The sequence below is a fragment of the Flavobacterium sp. SH_e genome, assembly GCF_025717045.1.
Lineage (GTDB): Bacteria > Bacteroidota > Bacteroidia > Flavobacteriales > Flavobacteriaceae > Flavobacterium.
In genome coordinates, this window is sequence record NZ_JAOVZN010000003.1 from 243,682 (window position 1) to 264,967 (window position 21,286).

Sequence of the window (21,286 nt, forward strand, 5' to 3'; positions counted from 1 at the left end):
TGTGGAATTTCTAGTGTGATTTCTCCTTCGTCGAAATGACAAACTGTGTGTCAATTCACAATTCACAATTAACAATTAACAATTAACAATTAACCATTATAAATCACCACTCATCGGTTCTAAAAGAAGAAACTGGCAAACCTCCTGCACTAAACAATTCCGCTTTTGCGAAATCTTTCCATAAATAGCGTATTGCAACAGGATTTTTCACTTTATCAGAAGTCAGAACCACTGATTTTCTTCTTACCACCGTTTTAGCCGGATAGAAAACTTTGTCTTCTCCTGCGATTTCAAAACCAGTCACTTCTTTTTCATAAGATGTAATTCCGTTCGCAACATCATCAAAAGAAACGGTTACAGCGCCATCTTTTATTTCCATCGATTTATATTTCGGACTTTCAAATTCAAAACCTTCGATTCCGTAAGTTCTTGCCAAAGCCTGAAAAGCTAAACGATTTCCACCTTTTTCTTTATCCATTGGATGAATATTGTTTTCTTCTCCAACATCCATCAAAACCGCCATTGCCGAATTCGGGATTTCCTTAGAAGCCTTAAACTGCGCTTCTCTCAAATAAGCTGAATTGTATTTTTCCTGATAATCTTTTGGATGAAATGAAGCGTAATTAAACGGCGCAATCTGAGCGAAATAAAAAGGAAAATCTCCCTGATTCCACAACGTTCTCCAACTGCTTACCATTTTTTTCATTAAAGCCGTATATTCATTTGCTCTTTCATAATTCGATTCTCCCTGATACCAAATACAACCTTTGATTCCGTAACCAATTACAGGCGAAAGCATTCCGTTAAACAAAGTCGTCGGAACACGATTTGGGTCTTTTGCTAATTCTTCTTTTGTAGTCGGAATTTTAGCGCTGGTAAAATCTTTCAACATTTCTTTATTCATCCAAGCTTCCATGCTCGAACCTCCATACGAAACGTGAATTAAGCCAACTGGAACATTTAAAACTTCCTGTAAAAGCGATCCAAAATACCAAGCCGTTGCACTAAAATTAGATGTTGATTTTGGAGAAGCTTCTTCCCATTTTCCTTCGAAATCTTGTAAAGGTTCTAAAACCGTTGCTCTCGGAATTGTGATTAGACGAATGTTTTTATTGGTTGATCTTACAATAATTTCGTTTCCATTTTTAACTGGCTGTCCTTGAAAACCTTTTAAAGGCATTTCCATATTGGATTGTCCTGAACAAAGCCAAACTTCTCCTAACAAAACATTTTTGACTATTACCTTTTCATTTCCTTCCGATACTTCAATCGTGTATGGTCCGCCAAAAGCAGAAGTTTGTAATTCTGTTTTCCATTTTCCAGAAGAGTCTGCTTTAGCTTTGTAGATTTTAGAATCCCATGACGTTTTGATTACAATGTTAGCGTTCTTTTCTGACCAGCCCCAAATTGGTGCATTTGATTTTTGCTGCAACATCATGTTATCAGTAAACAATGCTGGCAATTTGATTTTGGCATTGATTTGAAAGCTTGCCAAAATCGTTAATAATGCAATAATTGATTTTTTCATATTATATTATATTTTTTTCTTTCTTATGAATCGCTTGTAACATCCATCGGGTTAAAACCCGACGCTACAATATGAATCGTTCCTCCAGAACTTTCAACTACCCTGTAAGAGCCAACGGCTCGAAACATATTGTAGGGCTGGACTTTAGTCCAGTTTAAAATGGTAAAAACAATAAAAAAAAGCCGCAGGCTCGGTACATGTATCTATTTTTCTTTTAAAATAGTTACCGGACCTAGCAATCCTGCTTTCAACAACGGTTCTCCTTCTAAACGAAACGGCGCAGTTGTCCATGTTAATCTTTCTTCTTTTGGTAATTTTTGATCGCCAATTAATCTGTTTCTCCAGGTATTTGTGATTTTAATTACAATTTCATTTTTACCTCTTTTGAGCACTTTCGAAATATCGGCTTTATAAGGAAATGTCCAGAGTGTTCCGCAGTGAATATCATTAATAATCACTTCTCCAATATTGGAAATTTCACCCAAATCCAACCAGATTTTATCTGTGTTTTTTCCTTTCCAGACAAAATCTTTTCTGTAGATCACAGTTCCTGAATAATATTTAATTTGATCAATTTCAGAAATACTCCAATCAAAAAGTTTCTTTGTTTTAAAAATTTCTTTCGGGCCTTTAAAAGCCGAATCAAACTGCAATTCCCAATTTTCATCTAAAGTTTGGACTTTCTCAAATTCAGATGATTTTCCTTTTACTACAACTTCTTTTGTATCTTCTTTAAAAATTACAAATCCAGATTCGTTGGCCTCTAAAATTAAAGAAACAATTGTTCTTCCGTTTTCTATTTTCCAATTGGCTAAAGCCGAAGTCTGATCTGTTACAGGATTGTACCATTGCGGAACTTTTCCTAAAATTCTGAAAGACGCCTCAAAAGAACGTTTCTCCGCTTTTTGATTGGAAATAAAATAAATATCTTCCGTATCTGATTTTCGATGTGTCCAAGCCAATGTTTCAGCTTCAGCACGGTTTAAATTTGGAAAATAAATATCCTGAGTAATTCCGATTGAAGCAAAATCATTTCCTAAATATGGCAATTTAACAACTGTTCCTTTTCCTATTTTCCATGTTGATGAATTGGCATTATTCCAAATTTCATCAATTATATTCTGCCATTTCTTTTGATCGTTTTCTGAATGAATTCCCGGTTGAAGATTTGGTTTTTCATCTACAAAAATAGTTCCACCATCTTTTACCAACTGCAATATTTTTTCGGCAGAAGCCAAAGAAAGCATCTTATTCGGTGCCATTTTATGACTTCCTGGAAAGAATAAAGCGCCATATTCAATTCCACCTTCAAATGAGATTTTTCCGTTTACTACTTTCGCTCTATTAATTAAAACATCAGCATTAAAAGAATCGTATTGATAACCATTTAGCGGATTAATCCATTGTGATAAATCGGTGATGTTTTTCGAATAGGTCACTTCTTTTGGCATTTTTGCCGTTGGCTGACCTTCATTTTCTAAACGGATTTTTTCACTTTCGAGTCTTTCTTTTCCAAATACATTCGGAATAAAAGGTACCAAACGATCAGGCACAAAAGAACGTGAAGGAAAATCTTCTCCAATAAAAACCGCCAAATCAATTACAGGTTTTCCCTTTTGCAATTGAAACTGTACTCTTTGACAATAATCAAACCATGCTTGCCCAGGTTTCCACCAAGTTTGGTCTCTTTGGAAAAAAGTTCCGATATCGTCTAAAGTCATTCCCGGTTTTCTATCCGTCCAAGGATTGTGGACAAAAACGTGATAAAATAAACGGTTGATTCCTAAAGCATAATTACGGTCTGCTGTAGTTTTTAGATTTCCGGGATGTTCATCCCAATCCATTCGCAGAGCGGTAAAAGATTCTGCCTGAATAATATCTTTTCCATAAATATGTCCGCCCGAAATGGCATCGACCATATCAAAAGGTTTATCATGCGTTGGACTTTTCAGCCAAAATTCACCACTAGGATAGTCGACATATTTATAATGAAGTAATGCGTCACTTGTAACAACTGGTGCTACATTTTCGGCACTTAATTTTATGTTGTTTTCCTTGGCGATTTGCGCTACAGTTCCATAGAAATTATCCGCAACTAAATCGGCAATTGTTTTTCTAACATCATATAAAACTCTCTCAGAAAAATCGGCATTTTCTATCGGAATTCCTGCCATAACTGGAAGATATTCTACAAGATCGTAGCCACGTCTCTTTTTAAATTCAGCTTGAAAAACCGAAGACCAGTTTTGGCTTCCGCATTCCCAACTGTCAAAATGAAGAATTTCTAAAACTTTTGAAGCTAATTCTGGCCCAGCAGAACGAACGGCTTCTCCAAACCAATGATCCAACTGAAAACGAATTAATTCTGGGTTAAATTTATCAACTTCCAGTCCTTTTCCTGCTCCACCAGTCGCATTTTCATGTCCTGTAGAAGTATGTCCCATTCGGATAATTTTCCATTTCCCTTTTGGGGCTTTCCAATTTAAGTTTCCATCGGCATCAACAAAATTGGAAATATTGATAATTTCAGTTTTTTTGAATGCATCAGAATTTGGAATTTCTTTGTCTGTAGTCTGCGCAGTCAAACGCCAGATTGCTCCCGATTTTCCTTCGTAATTATTAATCAGAGATTGGTTTGAAAGCGTAATTTTACTCACTTTTAAATTCTGTTTCCACTTCGCAAAATCTAAATCTTCTGCTCCAGGTTCTGTTCCTTTTGGATCATAAACAAATCGGAAATATTTTGCTGATACAGGCGTAATCGTATGTGTGTTTGGGAAATCCATATCCTGCCAGCCGTGACGTGGTGCAATCATTCTTTCGTGAAATCTAAAATTGATTCCATCATCACTCACTAGAACAATAAGACGTTGTGCCTGAAAATCTCTTCCTTTGGTTTCAATTACAATTGATTTGCAGGTAAAAGGCTGTGCAAATTCGTATTGAATCCATCCTGAATCGGCAAACTTGAAGTTTTCGTCCTTTTTAGGATCTGCCAAAAACGAGGCATCGGTGTTGTTGGATGTCGTTACTTTTGGCAATTGCATTTGCGAAGTGATTTGATATTCTTTTATCGGAATCGCAAAAGTGGCAATATCTTTATAATAGTCTTTGTAATGTGCTGGAACTGGCAGTTTTGAAGTAACTTTTTTTCCGCCTAAAATTTCAGTCGTTGACCAAACTACTTTCTGCATTGACATTTCTGGCGTAATCCACGGCCCGCCTGCAACTGCAAATCCGTCTGCTCCATGAAAAGCCAGTTTTAATCCTAAACGATCCGCTTCTTTAAAAGCCCAATGAATCATATCCCAAAACTCTGAACTCAACTGTAAAACCGGCGGATCAATCAATGGCGGATTGGCTGGGCCTTTAATCGTCATTAAATAAGCGCCCGCAATTCCTGCTTGTTTCATTGCTTCTAAATCGGCTGTAATTCCGACTTTAGAATACGCCGATTTCATCCAATACCAATACACCCAAGGTCTTGAGGATTCTAATGTTGGCTGAAAAGTAATTTCTTTTTTATGGACTTCTTGTGCAGAGACGATGCTTGCTGAGAGAAGAAAAAAGATAATAGTCGAAAGTTGGAAAGTCCAAAGTCGAAAGTCTTTTTTGAAAAGAAAAATGTGGTTACGGTTAGACATTATTGTTATTGTTTTCTGTTCGTAAACCCGACAGGTTTCAAAACCTGTCGGGTTTGTATTGTCGTTTTTTTTGTCATTCCGACGAAGGAGGAATCTTCGTAAGATGCTCTATAAAGATTGGCTTTTCTTTGCGGAGTTACTCGTGGGTATTCCTCCTTCGTCGGAATGACAAACTGTACTTAAAATATACTTTATCTATAAATACAAAATACCTAACAGGTTTTGGAAACCTGTTAGGATAAATCGTAATCTAATATTTAAACTTCTTCAAACTATTTTCCAATTCATTCTTTGATCCGCTGAAAGGCGTCAAATAAAAACTGTACTCATAATTTCCAGATTTAATCTGATACTGTTCTAATGGCTGCGCTACAATCGTCCAGCTGTCGTTTCCTCCCACTCCCATTTGGATTAAATCGATGTTTACAGTCAAAAATCCTGGATCTTTCAAATCATACGTATGTCCAGATGCGCTTAAATTTTCTTGTGTGTATGGCCATGCGCTCATGCTTAAAAGTTTATTATCGTTAACTACTAAAAATCCGCTGCTTTTTTGTGGAGTGCTTAATGCCATCCATCTTATATCACATCGGTTTCCGTTTTCTTGTGGTTTTGGATAATGTTCAATGAAATCGTTTATTGGAAGTGAATATTTCCCAACAAACGAACCGAAACTTCTATCGCTGTAATTTTCTAATTCTCCTTTACCATACCATGAAATTTGGTCGAATTTTCTTTGAACTCCCATCTGCATTCCGATTTTTGGAATGTTTGGCAGTTTGTCTGATGCTTTTAAGCTGTAATCTACTTTTATCAATCCGTTTGGTAAAATGTTGTAGATTACTTTTACACTTGCGCTGTCTTTTATGACTTCGTAGTCGCTTGTAATTTTGATTTCCGAAGCTGATTTGTCAATTGAAACATTAATCAATTTTGGTTTTGCTTTGTACCATTGTTTCAACAACTTTTGCGATTTCCATCCTCGTTTATCGTTGTCTGTAAGTGGTCTTACGAAGTTCGGTAATAGCGGTGCAAAAACTTGTTCTTCTCCGTTAAAAATATACGAACTCAAAGCTCCGTTTGTTCTTCCAATTGTAATATCAAAAGTCTTTCCTTTGATTTTGAAATCAGAATCTGATTCAGAAACGTTAATATTCTCTTTTGTCGAATCAAGTGAAACAGCTTCTATCTTTTTCAACACAAACTGATCTTCCGCGACAGCATAACCTTTTGCTGCCCAAAGTTCCTCTTTTGAAAGCTGAAATTCTATATTTAAAATATATTCGGCATCGGCTTTCATTTTTGGCAGATATGAACTGATATCTAAAGTTGTGGATTTTCCTGCTTCTACCTTGAATGGTTTTAAAATTTGAGTTTTAATCACATTTCCATTTTCTAAAACTTTTAAAACTGGAATATAACCTTCTAATGATTTAACGGCCTGACGATTTTTGATTTCTAACTGATTTCCGTTTAAAGTTGAAATCGCTGGCTGATAAACCCATTTATTCTCAAAAATGGAACCTTTTGGTTTTCCGTTAGAATCTACAATTCCCTTTGTATTGAAATTTCCGTCATGATATTTCTCTCCAAAATCTCCTCCGTGAGCAAAATAATTCTGCCCTGATCTTGAATCATATTTCACAATTCCTTGATCTTTAAATTCCCAAATACAGCCTCCAATCACTCTTGGAAGCGAACGGAATTCATCCCACAATTCTTTTAAATTTCCAACTGAATTCCCCATTGCATGAGAATATTCAACGAAAATAATCGGACGAGTATCTTTCTTTTGATCGACTAAAAATTTCGGTGTGAAAACGCCCGGATAAAAACGACTGACCATATCAACATACGAATCATCCTGCGGATTTTCGAATCGATAAGCGTGATCGATTGTTTTTGGATATCCTGGATCAAGCGGATCAATATATCCATCTAACTTTGCATTTCCCTGCGCTGGTTCGTAATGTACGGGACGTGTAATATCGAAATCGTGAACCCAACCCGACATTGCTGCATGATTTGGGCCTTTTCCTCCTTCGTTTCCTAAACTCCACATTACGACAGATGGATGATTTTTATCTCTTTCAACCATTCGGATCATTCTTTCCATATAAGCATTTGTCCAAAGTGGATCATTGCTTAATTTCCCTCCAATTCCGTGAGTTTCCTGATTGGCTTCGTCCATAACCATGATGCCATATTGATCGCATAATTCGTAGAAATAAGGATCGTTTGGATAATGGCTTGTACGTATAAAGTTGAAATTGAACTTTTTAATCGTCGTAATATCTTGTTTGATATCTTCTCTCGTAACGGCTTTTCCTCTTGTCGGATGATGATCGTGACGGTTTACGCCATACACATAGGTTTCTTTTCCGTTGATGAGCATTTTACCATTCTCTTTAGAAAATTCAATCGAACGGAAACCTACTTTACAACTTTTGGCTTCGGTAACATTGCCATTTTTATCTTTTATCGAAATGACCATCGTGTATAAATTCGGTTCTTCTGAACTCCATTTTTTTGGATTTTTAATGGTTTCCTGAAAGAATCCGAAGCGAACATTGTCCAGACGAGGATAACTTTCATTAATCAAATCAATCACAGGTCGTTGAAGCGGTTCTTTGAACATGGCCGTATTGTTTGCATCGTACAACTGAACATTCATTGTGAAATCTTTGATTTTTGCTCCAGTCAGATTCTCCACTTTCGGACGAAGTTTAAAAATAGCGTCTGTATATTGTTTGTCTAATTTGGTTTGAACAAAGAAATCCTGAATACGTAATTTTGGCTCTGCCATAATGAAAACTTCACGCTGGATTCCGCTCATGCGCCAGTGATCCTGATCTTCTAAATAAGAACCATCTGTCCAACGAATTACACGAACTGAAACTACATTTTCTCCCGCTTTTAAATAAGGCGTAATATCAAATTCAGATGGTAGAAAACTGTCTTCGCCATAGCCTAAAAATTCTCCGTTTAACCAAACTTCAAAACCTGAACTTACTGCTCCAAAATGTAAAGTCACGGTCATATCTTTCCAGTTTTCTGGAACAGTAAAGCTCCTTTGATAAGAACCAACACCATTGTAATCTTTAGGAATATAAGGCGGATTTATCGGTCGAAAAGGATATACAGCACTTTTGTAAATTGGATTGTCATATCCTTTCATTTCCCAATTAGAAGGCACTTCAATTTTATCCCAGCCTGAAACTTTGTTTTGGTAAAAATCTTTTGAGGCTTCTTTTAAGTTTACCGCATATTTGAAATCCCAATCGCCCGTAAGCATTTGCATTCGGCTTTTGGTTCTGTCGCCTTTTAATGCGTCTTCAACACTTGTGTATGAATATACAGTCGCTCTTGATGGCTGTCTGTTGATGCTCGTGATTGTTGGATCTTCCCACGGAGCAAATTCGTACTTTTTGTGCAACTCTGGAACTCCCGCTGGTTCTCCTGTTACGGATTGTGCCTGCGTGTAAGTTGTGAATAGTAAAATGTAAAATGTGAATACTAATTTTGGTATCGAAATTCGAAACCTTGAAAAGTTATTATTTTGAATTGGTTGAAACATTCTTTTATTTTTAGTATTTTTTGTCATTTCGAGGAACGAGAAATCGCACTAGAAATTCCACAATTATAATCGACAATCTTTATGGTTACGAGTGTGATTTCTCCTTTCAGTCGAAATGACAAACTAGGTCTTAATACTTAATTCTCTATACTTAATTCTTCTTTGCCTTCTTCTCTGGCGGAGCCACAAAATTCAATTTGCTTTTTCCTAAATCTTTCGAAGTTGCAATTGCAATTCCTCTTTGTTCAGCTTTGTTAACCGCGCAGTAAAAATGATACACAACGCCATCATGTTTTACCACAAATGATTTATGGGCAAACAAATCATCGTAAGGTTCAGAAGATTTAACTAAATCATCACCTTTCCAGTCGGTCCAGTTTACTAAATCATTTGAAACGGCAAAACGGTTAAATGCACCTTGATTCCAACCCGTCCAAAAAGCTCCGAAATAAAACATCACCCAAGTGTCATTAATACGCTGAATATAAGCATCTCCAGAAATTCCTTTATGATGGTTGATTAATGGTTTATCGCCATAACGCTTCCAGGTTTTCATGTCGTTTGAAACTGCCATTGCGATACGTTCTGCGCCTTTTGCAGGATTTAAACTATCGCCACGGGCATTGTAATACATGATAAAATTGTGTCCGGTCAATTTATCTTTATCGCGAATCACACTATTTTTGTACATCGTACTATTATCCCACCATTTGGCGTCTTTATCTTTTGGCGTTAAAACCGGGTTCTCTAATCTTTGAAATTCATGCGGTTTTGTGGGAGCTTCTTTGGTATACGCCATTCCGATTGATAAAACACCTGCTTCGTAACCTTTGCTGTCTCCGCCAAAATAACTCATCCAGTATTTGTCATCGTATTTTTCCCATTCGTAGCTTCCGCCCCAAGTCAGATCTTGCAACGAAATATATCCTGCTTTTTGATTGACATCCCAATGTTTTTCATTTTCTGAGAAAGACATTACTTTTCCCAAATATTTCCAGTCTAGAAGATTATCGCTTTCTGCTAACCAAGTTTCGTAACCTCTTCCGTCATAAATTAAATAGGTCATATACCATTTTCCGTCTTTTCTAAACACACTCGGACAATCCATTTTGTATGAGTTGTCTGTTGGAACCATCACCAAACCGTATTTATAAGGCGTTTTGATTTCTTCATAAATCTCCTGCATTACGCTGTCGGTAATTTCTCTTTTCTTGTATTTGGTTGCACAGCTGGTTATTGCAAGTGCTGAAATGGTTAGGATTAGGTATTTAATTTTCATTTTACTTTGTATATGTTTTGGTACGCGGATGACGCGGATTTACTTCGTAAAGACACGGATTGTTACGGATTTTTTTTTCTTTTAATTCACTTCAAAACTGATTCTAATTTTCAAATTGAAAATCTGTGTAAATCAGCGTTTTTACGAAGTAAATCCGTTTAATCTGCGTTCTATTTTCTCAATTCTTTTAGACGAGACTCCATCACATCTCTGTTCAGTTTTACTTTTACCATTCCTGTTGGATGAAATCTTCTCTTTAGATCAATTGCATTGTATACTATTGTATAAACATCATTTCCTTCTGGTATTAGACAAAGCGGAGTTCTCATAATATCCCACCATTTATCGACTTTAGTTTCTATTGGTAAATAATGTGCTTCTCCCCAATTAATGCCATCTGCAGATAACGAATACGCAATCATATTTGGTAAATGATGACCCCAGCCGTCTGGACCGCCGTCGAAAATTGCAATGTACATTCCGTTTGGTAACTGACTTACGATTGGATTTTCAACAAAAAGTGGATGCATTGTTTTAATGGGCTCCAAACCTTTATTCATTCTCAACCAAGGCCCTTCTAAACTTTTAGATTCTGCTAAAGCCACAAACCAGCCTTTTCCTGATTTCTTAGGATAATGTGCCCATGAATTAAATGGATACGCACCGCTGTAAAATCCAAAATATTTATCTCCTACTTGATAAGGAAAAAATGAAGCAACCCCTTGACGACCTTCCCATGGCTGAGAATCTAGCCCAGGTTCCATAATGATTCCCATATCTTTATAAGGCCCACCGATTCCATTGATTCCATCAACCGTCGATTCACAACGCCAAATTCTTCCAAAGGAATGATTTGGTTCTATTTCTTTGCTAACAGTATACGCCAAATAATAGCCGTACCATTTATTAGCTTTTTCATTAAAAACAGGCATATACGACCAAATTGCAGCACGACGATCATTCATTGGGTTATCATCTTCTGTAACGGCATAAACACCACTCGCTTGGTAGATTGTAGATTCTCTTTTCCAATGAATGGCATCTTTACTTGTCCAATGTCCGATTTTCGTTTTTACACGATCATAATAGTAGTCAACTCCTTTTTCTCCTGCTCTTTCCGTTGGAAACATATGATAAGTATCGCCGACTTTTACCACACGTCCACCTTCAAAACCTCCCTGAATTCCTTCTGTTCCAGACATTCCTTCATCAATAACGGGTTTGTTTTCTCCGCCGATAATTTCGAAAAGTGGTTTTTCATCTGAGAATCCTTCGACAATAAAGGTTGGATTCCAAAGTTTTCCGTCTGGAAATGCTGCATTTCTTGATTCTAATTTTTCAGAAGCTTTTACAACTCCTAAAAAGGCAAATAATCCTTTTCCAAAATTTATAGTTTGTGTTCCTTTTGGAAATGAAACTGCATAAATATTTATAGAAGGCAAACCTGTAATTGTACCTCCGTTTTCTAAAACTAATTTTGCATTTTGAAGTTTATCAGCTTGAAGATATTCTGAATTATTTTCCTGAAAAATACCAACCAAAATAGTTACAGGTTCTTTAAATTTCAATTGTAAAGATGCATTAGTTCCGTTTTTATATTTATCTAAAGGAAGTTCAATTCCTGTCAAGCCTTCTAATTCCGGAGCTAAACGAACTATATTGTGTTTGCTTCCCGAAAATACATGAGCATATTGTGTTGTTTTGAACGTTTTGTATTTTGATTTTACAATTTCAAATGAGGCTGGTTTCCATGCTGTTGTTTGTGCTGTAGCTTGGATGCAGACAGTCAATAACATTAGGAAAGCAGTTTTTAATTTGATGTTGTACTTTTTATTTTTTGAAAACATTGTTTTTTTATTTTTTGCTTTTTTTGTCATTTCGACCGAAGGGAGAAATCACACTGGGAATTCCTCAACAGTAGTCGACAATCTTTGTGGTTACTAGTGTGATTCCTCCTTTCAGTCGGAATGACAAACTGTACTCATAACTCATAACCCATAACTCACAAAGCCTTATAACTCACTTTATACTCCACATTAGGTTTTACAATCAATTGATATTTATTTTTAGCTAATTCTGTAATTGTTCCAGAGTTTGTTTTCGGCTTACTGGCACTTTCAAAAATCAATTTTCCTTCACCGTCGCCTGCTTTTACTTTGATTTCTTTGGTACTGCAATACACTTTAACTTCTCCGTTTGGTGTTGGAACTTTTCCTTCCATCCATTTTAAACCTCCAAGATTTGGTTTAATTTCATATTCTGAATAACCTGGAGCAGTTGGTTTTACACCTAAATAATATTTTCCTAGTAAATAAATCGGACTTGCACCCCAAGCGTGGCAAAGGCTTTTCCCGTAAGGACGACCGTACATCGTTAAGTGTTCTGTTCCTTTTTTGTTCGGATTGTATTCTTCCCAGAAAGAGGTTGCGCCTTCATTCAGCATTCCGCCCCAATAATCTTTCATTTCTTTTAAAACATAATTCTGCTCGCCCATCGCGCATAAAGCTTCTAACTCATAAAAACGCATATATGGTGTTGTGATTTGAAGAACATCTTTATTGAGCAACACTTTATTTTTTACACTTTGTTTTTGTTCTTCATTAAAATAATTAAAGAAAATACCGAACATATTTGCATATCTGGTTACGATGTTTTGCATTTTGCCATCGATACGCTGGTGTTTCATCACGTTTTCTTTTTTATCCCAAAAGACATCAAATAATTTGGTTTTTAAATCAGTTCCTAATTTTTGATATTGTTTTTGATCTTCAGTTTTGCCAGCAATTTCAGCACTTACGGCCATCGCCTCAAGACTTCTTGCTAAAAGCATTTGCTCAAAACTCACCTCGCCTGTTTTTGGCAATCCGTCAGCCCAGTCAATAAAAACCCAGTCGCCTTCTAATGGTTCGAGGAATCCGTTTTTGTTTCTTCTTTCTAAACAGAAATCCATGAGCGATTTCATTCTTGGATAAAAAGTTTTAATGAATTTTGTGTCCCCTGTATGCAAGTAATAATCATAAACTCCAACAAACCAATACAGCGAATAATCCATAATAATGTTTACGTGAGCTGTTACAGGATCTTTTCCGCGAAGTGCCAATAGCGTTCTTTCTACAGAAGCCGAATCAAAGAATAAATAATAATTCATTAAATAACTTTGATAAGCATCACCAGACCAAACCCAACGGTCGCGTTTAATTCCGTCTATGAAAAATTCACGAGAAGTTAAATGCATCGTATAAGCCGATACATCCCAAATTTTATTCAATTGTTCGTCTGAGGATTTGAATGCACCACGATAGTCCAGTGGCAGATATTCATAAAGCATCGAAATCGAATCGTATTTTACCCCTGCATCTGCTTGTACCTGAACATAACGGAAAGCTTTTGAACCGTCATGCGTATAAGTTTCAGATTGTTTTCCGTCAAAAGATAAATGGTCTAAAGTTTCGCATTTGGCAGAATCCAAAGCTTCTTCACGAGATTCTCCATAATAAAGTGCTAGTTTCCCTTTTCCTTTTAAACCATGAATTTTAATATAACCAAAAGTTTCTTTACCAAAATCTACTAATTGACCATTTCCTATTTTTTCAGTTTTCTTAGCACTCAAAGGTCTGGTTGTTAATTTAAACTCTGAAGGTTTACTTTCTGGCGAATTAAAATTCCAAGAACCAACTGGAACCCACGGCGTACCCGATTGTTGTGCTTTTCCGGTTTCATCGATCCAAAGTTTATCTTCGTTGGTTACTTTCCATGAAGCATCAGATTTAACGTATTTTCCATTAATATAAATTGCTGGCAATACTTCCTGATTGTAAACTTTAAAGGAAATTTTATGTTTTCCCGCAGGAATTGCAATAGATTTTGGCTGTCCGTAAATCTGAACGCCGTCTAAAAGCAATTGAAAAGGTCCTTCTGAATAAATTTTCACTTCGTCTGGCTGTGGAATATCTACTTCTGTTTGAAAAGTAACCAAAGCATACGGACTGTAATACTGCCAAAGCGGAGGAAATACAGCTTCGCGTTCTGTACGTCTTACCTGCATTTTATTGCTTAACCAAACTTCGAAATCTCCTGGATACCAGATCCATGTCGCTTCTTTTGGGTTTTCTTGTGCTAATGATAGCGAATAGCAAAAAAAAGCAATAAAAAAAACGAAAATCTTAAAAATGGAAAAGCGGTTTAGCATAGTCAGTGTATTTTGGGACTAAAGTTAAGTGTTCTCATCACATTTCACACCCTGCACTATCCTGCTATTTCATAAAAAACAATGCTTTTTATAATTTTTTAAGGGAAAAATTACGGCTTATCACTTTTTTAGTACTAAAAAAAATGATGTTACAATTTTTATGGGACACGGATAAGGCAGATTCGCTATCGCGAAGACGCAGATGAAAGCGGATTTTAATTATTTAACCCTTTTTTGTCATTTCGACTGTAAGGAGAAATCACAAAGATGTGTTATTATGGATAACTAAAAGAAAAAATCCGTCTAAATCCGCGTCTTTACGAAGTAAATCCGTCTCATCCGCGTTCAATTTACACTCAAAAACTAAGCAATCATTCTATCAGATTCATTTTCATCTTCCAAAATATAATTAGAAGGCGTTTTTCCCAAATGTTTTTTGAACATATAAATAAAAGCACTAGTGTTTTCGTAGCCTAAATTAAAAGCGATTTCTTTTATGGATTGTTTTTCACCCAAACGTTTTATGGCTTCAAGTAATTTTAAACGAGTTCGCCAGTCGCTGAAATTCATTCCCAATTCTTTGATGAATAAACGTGATAAAGTTCTACTACTCATAAACGAAAGCTCTGCGTAATAATCAATGGTGTTTTTGCTGGCAATATCCTCCATTATTAGTTCGACTACTTTTTGCAGTCTTTCGTGATTGGTTGTAGGCAGAAAAGTGGCGCTTGGTTCTATTAAAGCCAATTCGTCCAGAAAAACCGATATGATTCTATGTTGTGGAGGCGTTAAATTCCCATCTACTCCAAAAGAGATAATTTTGAAAACCAATTGCTTTAAAAACATCGGAATATCAAATGAAAAACTTTTCTCTGGCAATCCCGACATTGCTGATGGATCGATAAAAACGCTGTAGTAATTAACGTCTTTCTGAAAAGTAACCTGATGCTCCACTCCACCCGGAAGCCACAATCCCTGCAGCGGATTCACAACCCAGATATGATTGCCCACTACAACGTTCATTACGCCACGAGTTGCATAAATCAATTGTCCTCTTGGGTGCGAGTGCGAAATGCACATTTCGTTGGTTACCATTTCGGTATAACCAATAACAGGAATCGATGGATCTTCTCTGTATCCATGCTCCTGCGCCATTCTATATGTCCGAATCTGGTTATTCATTGTCCAAATATAGCAATTTTGACATTGTTATTTGTTTCAATTTTGTAAAAAATAATACAGCTGTTGTTTTTAAACCTAAATTAAGAATCAAAAAATAACCCATGAACACTATTAAAGCAAATCCTGACATAGTTAAAAAAACTACGTATTCGATACTTTTTATTATCAGTTTTTCTCATTTAGTCAATGACCTTTTACAGGCCGTAGTGCCGTCAATTTATCCGCTGTTGAAAGAAAACTTTAACTTAAGTTTCTCTCAAATCGGAATCATCACGTTTACCTACCAAATCGTAGCTTCTATCCTTCAGCCTTTTGTGGGAATGTATACGGATAAAAATTCTAAACCGTATTCGCTGATTATTGGAATGTGTTTTACAATGGTCGGACTTTTTATGGTTTCTATTGCTTCTAACTTTATTTACCTATTACTATCGGTAAGTTTAATTGGAATCGGATCTTCGATTTTCCATCCTGAATCTTCTCGTGTGGCGCATTTGGCTTCGGGCGGAAAAAGAGGTTTGGCGCAATCTATTTTTCAATTGGGCGGAAATGCCGGAAGTGCCATTGGTCCTTTGTTAGCTGCGTTTATTGTAATTCCGCATGGACAAAGTTATGTGGCTTGGTTCTGTATTATTGCTTTGGTTGGCGTTTTTGCTTTGTACAAAATTGCGATTTGGTACACCGAACATTTGTCTGAAAGAAACGCGAATAAATCGGCTCATAAAATTGAAACGCATCATTTATCAAAAAACCGTGTAATTGCTTCTCTTGTAATTCTATTGGTTTTGATTTTCTCTAAATACTTCTACATGAGCAGTATTACGAGTTATTATACTTTCTTTTTGATTGATAAATTCCATATTTCGATTCAGCAGTCACAAGTCTATTTATTCTTGTTTTCTGGAGCTGTTGCAGCAGGAACTTTAATTGGAGGTCCAATTGGTGACCGTTTCGGACGCAAATATGTAATCTGGGTTTCTATTTTAGGCGTTGCTCCGTTTACGTTAATGCTTCCTTATGTTTCTCTTTTTTGGGTTGGAACTTTATCTGTAATCATCGGATTGATTCTTTCTTCTGCTTTTTCTGCAATCTTAGTTTACGCAACTGAATTAATGCCTGGAAAAGTCGGACTTGTAGCGGGTCTTTTCTTCGGATTTGCTTTCGGAATGGGCGGATTGGGTTCTGCTGTTTTAGGAAAAATTGCCGATGCTACGAGTATTGAATATGTATTTAAGATTTGTGCGTTTCTGCCTTTGATTGGAGTTATTACGGGGTTCTTGCCTAATATTGAAGGGAGAAAAAAGGCTGAGAAATAATTTTAATCTTTTCTAAACATGTAGAAACATAATAATTTGCATTGTCAGAAAAAGGTAGTTTCATTTATTAAAACACACATTGCGTTCAGTTGAATTTATGTGTGTTTTTTTATTTTTAAAATTATTCAATTTCATTATTTGCTTTAATGAAAATTTTCATTTACCAAAAGTTTTAGTTTCCTATAAGAAATAGAGAATCTTATAACATAAAAACAGGCTCTTGTAACACCAAAATAAGCTCTTGTAACAAATTAAAATTTCTGAATTGTTTTCTAAAATACCTTCGTTATGAATTTAACCTAAAAGACTATGGAAACAACAGAATTTATCAAAGCTAAACAATTATTGGGAGGCTGGTTACCACAAAGCCCACAAATTATTGAAGATTGGATTTTAAAAATCAAGAAATTAACTCAAAAAAATCCAACACCGCTCATTCCTGAAATTTCCGAATTTCAAAATCTGGTGTATTCAGATCCTGTTTTGTATGCAAATGTGCAGGGAATGTTTGCAGAAGCATATTTTTTAAAACAACAGACTCCCTTAATTTGGGAACCAGAACCTATGACTTTTGAGGATTTCCTTGTTTTACTCAACGGAATCATGCAAACTGCTCCAGAAGCTTACCAAACTGGTGCTCCTGGAAGTCAATCGCCTGCGGGTATGATTGGATTCCCTATTAATGCCCTTTTGGCCTGGCCAATGGCTACCAATTTTGGTTATGATGTTTTTTCAAACGCTTTGGTCAATCAGCAATTAAAAAAAATATTAAACTACTGGTCAAATTTTTTGGTTACAGAAGATTCTCGATATGTTTTGATAGAAAATGATCCTTCAGAAAACGTAATTGCGTGGTTAAGCGAGGTGGCACAGTCAGAAATGATGCAAGTTGCCCAAGGTGCATTAGGTTTAGAACCAAATCCAATCCCACCAAATGCAACATTTTCTGATGTTTTCCAATCAGATCCTTCAGATACATATTATGGCTTTAAAAGCTGGGACGATTTTTTCACAAGATTGTTTTGCCAAAATGTACGCCCTGTTACTGGGCCTAATGATGATTCGATTATTGTAAACGCCTGCGAATCGGCACCCTTACAAGTAGCATTTAATGCGTCATTGTCAGATCAATTTTGGTTAAAAGGGCAGCCTTATTCGTTAGAAAATATGATGAATTTTGATGAATTAGCTCCTCAATTTGATGGAGGAACAGTTTATCAGGCCTTTTTAAGTGCTTTGAGCTACCACCGTTGGCACAGTCCTGTAAACGGTACAATCGTCAAAACAGCTATTGTAAACGGTTCTTATTATTTAGAAAATCTATATCAAGGCTTCTATAATCCAGCAGGAGCCGATTCTAGTGCGCCCAACAATTCACAGCCCTTTTTAACAGCAGTTGCCACAAGAGCTGTTATATTTATTCAAGCAGATAATCCAGAAATTGGACTTATGTGTGTAATACCTGTGGGTATGGCAGAGGTTTCTAGCTGTCAAATAACAGTAAAAACCGGCGACGTTGTAAAAAAAGGTGACGAATTGGGTATGTTTCATTTTGGAGGCTCAACACACTGTCTGCTTTTTAGACCAGGTGTAAATTTAGAGTTCACCACTTACGAAACACCAGGTTTGGACGCTCCTAACAACATTCGTGTAAACACACAAATAGCTAAAGTGCTTTAAAACGCATTTTATTTTCATAATAAAACACATAGTTTTCTAGATTGAAAAGCTATGTGTTTTTTTTATATTTTTTTTTTTAAAACATAGCCCGTGGTTTCAACCACTGGAACACAAGATATATTTCGTTACGTTTATCAAAAAACGTTTCCTGCGGTTGAAACCACGGGCTATGTTTAAAATTCTTAGAATTTATTAATTCCCATTAAAAACCAAATACAAAACCAAAATCACCAACCCCAACAAACCAAATAAAAGCTTCACCTTTTTACTAGTTTTAGGAATATCCGTTTCGTCAGAAACATTCACTTCTGGATTTCTATCGGTTAAAGAAATAATAACTGCACTAATCATTAAAACGGCAAAAATGTAAAACGAAATCAACAAAAAGTGAGGCCAAACGGGATATTTATCGGCTGGAAAAATCCATAAATATAAAACCCCAACAAACAAACTAAAAGCCGAACCCCAAGATAACGTTGCATTTACGGCTTTTTTAGTGGTACGTTTCCAGAAAACACTCAAAAGGAAGACAACAGATAAGGAAGGCGCAAGAAAACCTAAAACTGCCTGAAAAATATTGAATAAATTCTGCCCTTTAATATTGTCAATCGCAACGGCAATTAGAATCGCAAAAACACATCCAGCAGCAATTGTTAAACGGCCAATTTTAATCTGATCCTGAATCGTCGCCGTCGGGTTAATTTTCTTTACATAAATATCATTTGTGAAAACGGTACTTAAAGCATTTAACGACGAACCAATTGTTCCTACCAAAACCGCAATCATAACACAGATTACCAAACCATTCATTCCGCTTGGAAAAAGATTCGTAACCATTGTCATATAAGCCAAATCTGAATTGCTTCCTAATTCTGGATATAATGCATAACACAAAATTCCAGGAAGAATAAACAACGGCAAAGCCATAACTTTTAACCATCCAATAAAGTTCACACCCAGTTGTCCTTGTTCCAGATTTTTAGCTCCCAAAACACTCTGCACCATCGATTGATCGGTACAGAAAAAAGCAACTGCAGCTACAGGATAGCCTAACAAAATTGCTGGCCACGGATAATGCGCATCATCGGAAGGACGGACTAAATTCCAAAAGTTAGAAGGAGTTTTAGCAATTAAAACATCGATTCCGCCTAACTTTTGCAAACCTAAAAAGGAAAGCGTTAATGAAACCACAATCAGCAGAATCATTTGAAAAACATTCACTTTTGCAATCGCTTTTAATCCTCCCGCAAACGTAAAAATTCCAGAGAAAATCACTAAAACCGTAACGCTTTGCCACATCGGAATTCCCAAAATCTGACGTACTAAAACGCCTCCGCTAAATAATCCTAAAGACAGCCAGCTTACTAATATTTTTACTAACGCGTACCAAGCCAAGATGTTTTGTGTGCTATCGCCATAACGTTTCCCCATATATTCGGGCATTGTACTTACTTTGCTGGCGATATATCTTGGTGCAAAAACCATTGCCAAAAGCAGTAAAAATACAAATGCATACCATTCGAAATTTCCGGCTACAATTCCCGTAGCGTAACCAATACTCGCAAAAGCCAATAATGACGAAGGTCCAACATTTGTTCCCCACATATTAAACCCGATACTGTACCAATTTAAGGAGTTTCCGGCAAGAAAAAGAGTTTCGTTTTTCTTTCTCTGCTTCATACTCACCACATATCCAATGACTAATAAAGCCACCAGATAACCCGCAACAATGACAAAATCGAGTGTGGTTAATTTATCGTAGATACTGTTCATAGTCCGTATTCGTTAAGAATATCGGCAATTTTAACCGGCATTCCAGTTTGCAAAGATTTATCCATTGCTTGCAATAAAGCCACAGTTCCTATTCCTTCTTCCATGTTTGGATAAGCTTCAAAACCTTGCTCAATGCTATCTACAAAATATTCTAAATAATTCTGATATTCTCCACCATGATGACTTTGTCCTTCAAAACGGAAATAATATTTAATCGTGCTGTCGCCCCAAGTAATTACTTTTTCTTCGCCAGTTTTGTCTGTAATCGCATAGCGTAATTCGTGATAATCGGCCTGACTTGCACCTTCTGTTGCTCTTAAAATTGTGCTCATTCCGCTGTCACGTTGCGCAGGCTGAGTCGGCGAAGTGTAAACACCACTTACACGAGCAATTCTTCCATCGGTTGCTTTAAAGATAAAGTGCATTGTATCTTCATTCTTTAAACCTGCATTTTGTCCGTTACTGCTGATCATTCCGTAACCCATTACTTCCTGAATATTCGGCAAATACCATCTGATAAAATCTACAGGGTGACTTAAACCTCCGTAAAGCCATTTAAATGATTGTAATAATGACCATTCTTTCTTTAAAAACCATCTGTGATCGGCGTGGTATTGCGCTTCAATTGTTATCAAATCACCTATTAAACCTGCTTCGTAATCAGCTCTTTGTCTTTTGGCTGGTTCGAAGAAACGTGAACTTTGCCCAATGAAAACTTTTTTTCCTGTTGATTTACTTAGTTCTAATAATTCTTTTGCATCCGAAAGATCATCAATAAATGGTTTTGTACAAACAACGTGTTTTCCACTTAACAAAGCTTGTTTTACATGCTGTGCATGAAGATGATCTGGCGTATAAATCGCGATAATATCAATTGATGCATCGTTTAACAAATCATCGTAATTGGCTGTGTACGAATGAAAATCGAATTCTTTTGCGCGCTGTTTGCACAATTCTTCGTTTCGGTCGCATATTTTAACGAGTTCTAGTTTTGAACTTTCTATTGCAGCCGACATTGTGCTTCGTCCTTCTCCAAGTCCTAGAATGGCTATTTTTAACATGGTTTATTATTTTTGATTGTTGATTAACGATTTTTGATTGCTGATGTGAATACCATT

The 21,286-nt window shown here is 36.3% G+C and carries 11 protein-coding genes; 2 read left to right on the forward strand and 9 right to left on the reverse strand.

Translation table 11 applies throughout. The annotated features are described in order from the left end of the window. Nucleotides 1-103: 103 nt before the first annotated feature. From OD917_RS06040 to OD917_RS06070, 7 genes are all read right to left on the reverse strand, one after another. A complete protein-coding gene (locus OD917_RS06040; RefSeq protein WP_263522652.1) occupies nucleotides 104-1,528 on the reverse strand; it encodes a sialate O-acetylesterase in 1,425 nt (474 codons plus the stop codon). A 203-nt stretch (nucleotides 1,529-1,731) separates the two neighbouring features. Beyond that, nucleotides 1,732-5,172 carry a glycosyl hydrolase gene (locus OD917_RS06045; RefSeq protein WP_263522653.1) on the reverse strand — a complete coding sequence of 1,147 codons (3,441 nt, stop codon included), beginning with the start codon at nucleotides 5,170-5,172 and terminating at the stop codon, nucleotides 1,732-1,734. A 250-nt stretch (nucleotides 5,173-5,422) separates the two neighbouring features. After that, nucleotides 5,423-8,749 (reverse strand): glycoside hydrolase family 2 TIM barrel-domain containing protein, encoded by a 3,327-nt coding sequence (locus tag OD917_RS06050; RefSeq protein ID WP_263522654.1) that lies wholly within the window; start codon nucleotides 8,747-8,749, stop codon nucleotides 5,423-5,425. 151 nt (nucleotides 8,750-8,900) lie between these two features. Further along, nucleotides 8,901-10,028 carry a glycosylase gene (locus tag OD917_RS06055; protein ID WP_263522655.1) on the reverse strand — a complete coding sequence of 376 codons (1,128 nt, stop codon included), beginning with the start codon at nucleotides 10,026-10,028 and terminating at the stop codon, nucleotides 8,901-8,903. A 170-nt stretch (nucleotides 10,029-10,198) separates the two neighbouring features. Further along, complete coding sequence (locus OD917_RS06060; RefSeq protein WP_263522656.1) at nucleotides 10,199-11,875, reverse strand: hypothetical protein; 1,677 nt, start codon at nucleotides 11,873-11,875, stop codon at nucleotides 10,199-10,201. A gap of 155 nt (nucleotides 11,876-12,030) precedes the next feature. After that, nucleotides 12,031-14,217 (reverse strand): alpha-L-rhamnosidase C-terminal domain-containing protein, encoded by a 2,187-nt coding sequence (locus OD917_RS06065; RefSeq protein ID WP_263522657.1) that lies wholly within the window; start codon nucleotides 14,215-14,217, stop codon nucleotides 12,031-12,033. A 363-nt stretch (nucleotides 14,218-14,580) separates the two neighbouring features. Next, nucleotides 14,581-15,399, reverse strand: a complete 819-nt coding sequence (locus OD917_RS06070) for an AraC family transcriptional regulator (RefSeq protein ID WP_263522658.1) — start codon at nucleotides 15,397-15,399, stop codon at nucleotides 14,581-14,583. 101 nt (nucleotides 15,400-15,500) lie between these two features. Here OD917_RS06070 and OD917_RS06075 point away from each other — a divergent pair, with 101 nt between their 5' ends. After that, nucleotides 15,501-16,715: an MFS transporter gene (locus OD917_RS06075; protein ID WP_263522659.1), complete on the forward strand. Its 1,215-nt coding sequence runs from the start codon at nucleotides 15,501-15,503 to the stop codon at nucleotides 16,713-16,715. 309 nt (nucleotides 16,716-17,024) lie between these two features. Next, a complete protein-coding gene (locus OD917_RS06080) occupies nucleotides 17,025-18,395 on the forward strand; it encodes a phosphatidylserine decarboxylase family protein (RefSeq protein ID WP_263522660.1) in 1,371 nt (456 codons plus the stop codon). Between the two features lie 192 nt (nucleotides 18,396-18,587). Here the strand turns inward: OD917_RS06080 and OD917_RS06085 are convergent, their stop codons facing one another. Together OD917_RS06085 and OD917_RS06090 are read right to left on the reverse strand one after the other, a co-directional pair. Then, complete coding sequence (locus tag OD917_RS06085; RefSeq protein ID WP_263522662.1) at nucleotides 18,588-20,168, reverse strand: sodium:solute symporter; 1,581 nt, start codon at nucleotides 20,166-20,168, stop codon at nucleotides 18,588-18,590. Continuing rightward, complete coding sequence (locus OD917_RS06090) at nucleotides 20,165-21,229, reverse strand: Gfo/Idh/MocA family protein (protein ID WP_263522663.1); 1,065 nt, start codon at nucleotides 21,227-21,229, stop codon at nucleotides 20,165-20,167. The genes OD917_RS06085 and OD917_RS06090 overlap by 4 nt, the downstream gene beginning before the upstream one ends. Nucleotides 21,230-21,286 lie beyond the last annotated feature (57 nt).

Coding starts and splice junctions, on each gene's coding strand:
- OD917_RS06040 (WP_263522652.1), bottom strand. CDS start 1,528: ATGAAAAAATCAATTATTGCATTATTAACGATTTTGGCAAGCTTTCAA.
- OD917_RS06045 (WP_263522653.1), bottom strand. CDS start 5,172: ATGTCTAACCGTAACCACATTTTTCTTTTCAAAAAAGACTTTCGACTT.
- OD917_RS06050 (WP_263522654.1), bottom strand. CDS start 8,749: ATGTTTCAACCAATTCAAAATAATAACTTTTCAAGGTTTCGAATTTCG.
- OD917_RS06055 (WP_263522655.1), bottom strand. CDS start 10,028: ATGAAAATTAAATACCTAATCCTAACCATTTCAGCACTTGCAATAACC.
- OD917_RS06060 (WP_263522656.1), bottom strand. CDS start 11,875: ATGTTTTCAAAAAATAAAAAGTACAACATCAAATTAAAAACTGCTTTC.
- OD917_RS06065 (WP_263522657.1), bottom strand. CDS start 14,217: ATGCTAAACCGCTTTTCCATTTTTAAGATTTTCGTTTTTTTTATTGCT.
- OD917_RS06070 (WP_263522658.1), bottom strand. CDS start 15,399: ATGAATAACCAGATTCGGACATATAGAATGGCGCAGGAGCATGGATAC.
- OD917_RS06075 (WP_263522659.1), top strand. CDS start 15,501: ATGAACACTATTAAAGCAAATCCTGACATAGTTAAAAAAACTACGTAT.
- OD917_RS06080 (WP_263522660.1), top strand. CDS start 17,025: ATGGAAACAACAGAATTTATCAAAGCTAAACAATTATTGGGAGGCTGG.
- OD917_RS06085 (WP_263522662.1), bottom strand. CDS start 20,168: ATGAACAGTATCTACGATAAATTAACCACACTCGATTTTGTCATTGTT.
- OD917_RS06090 (WP_263522663.1), bottom strand. CDS start 21,229: ATGTTAAAAATAGCCATTCTAGGACTTGGAGAAGGACGAAGCACAATG.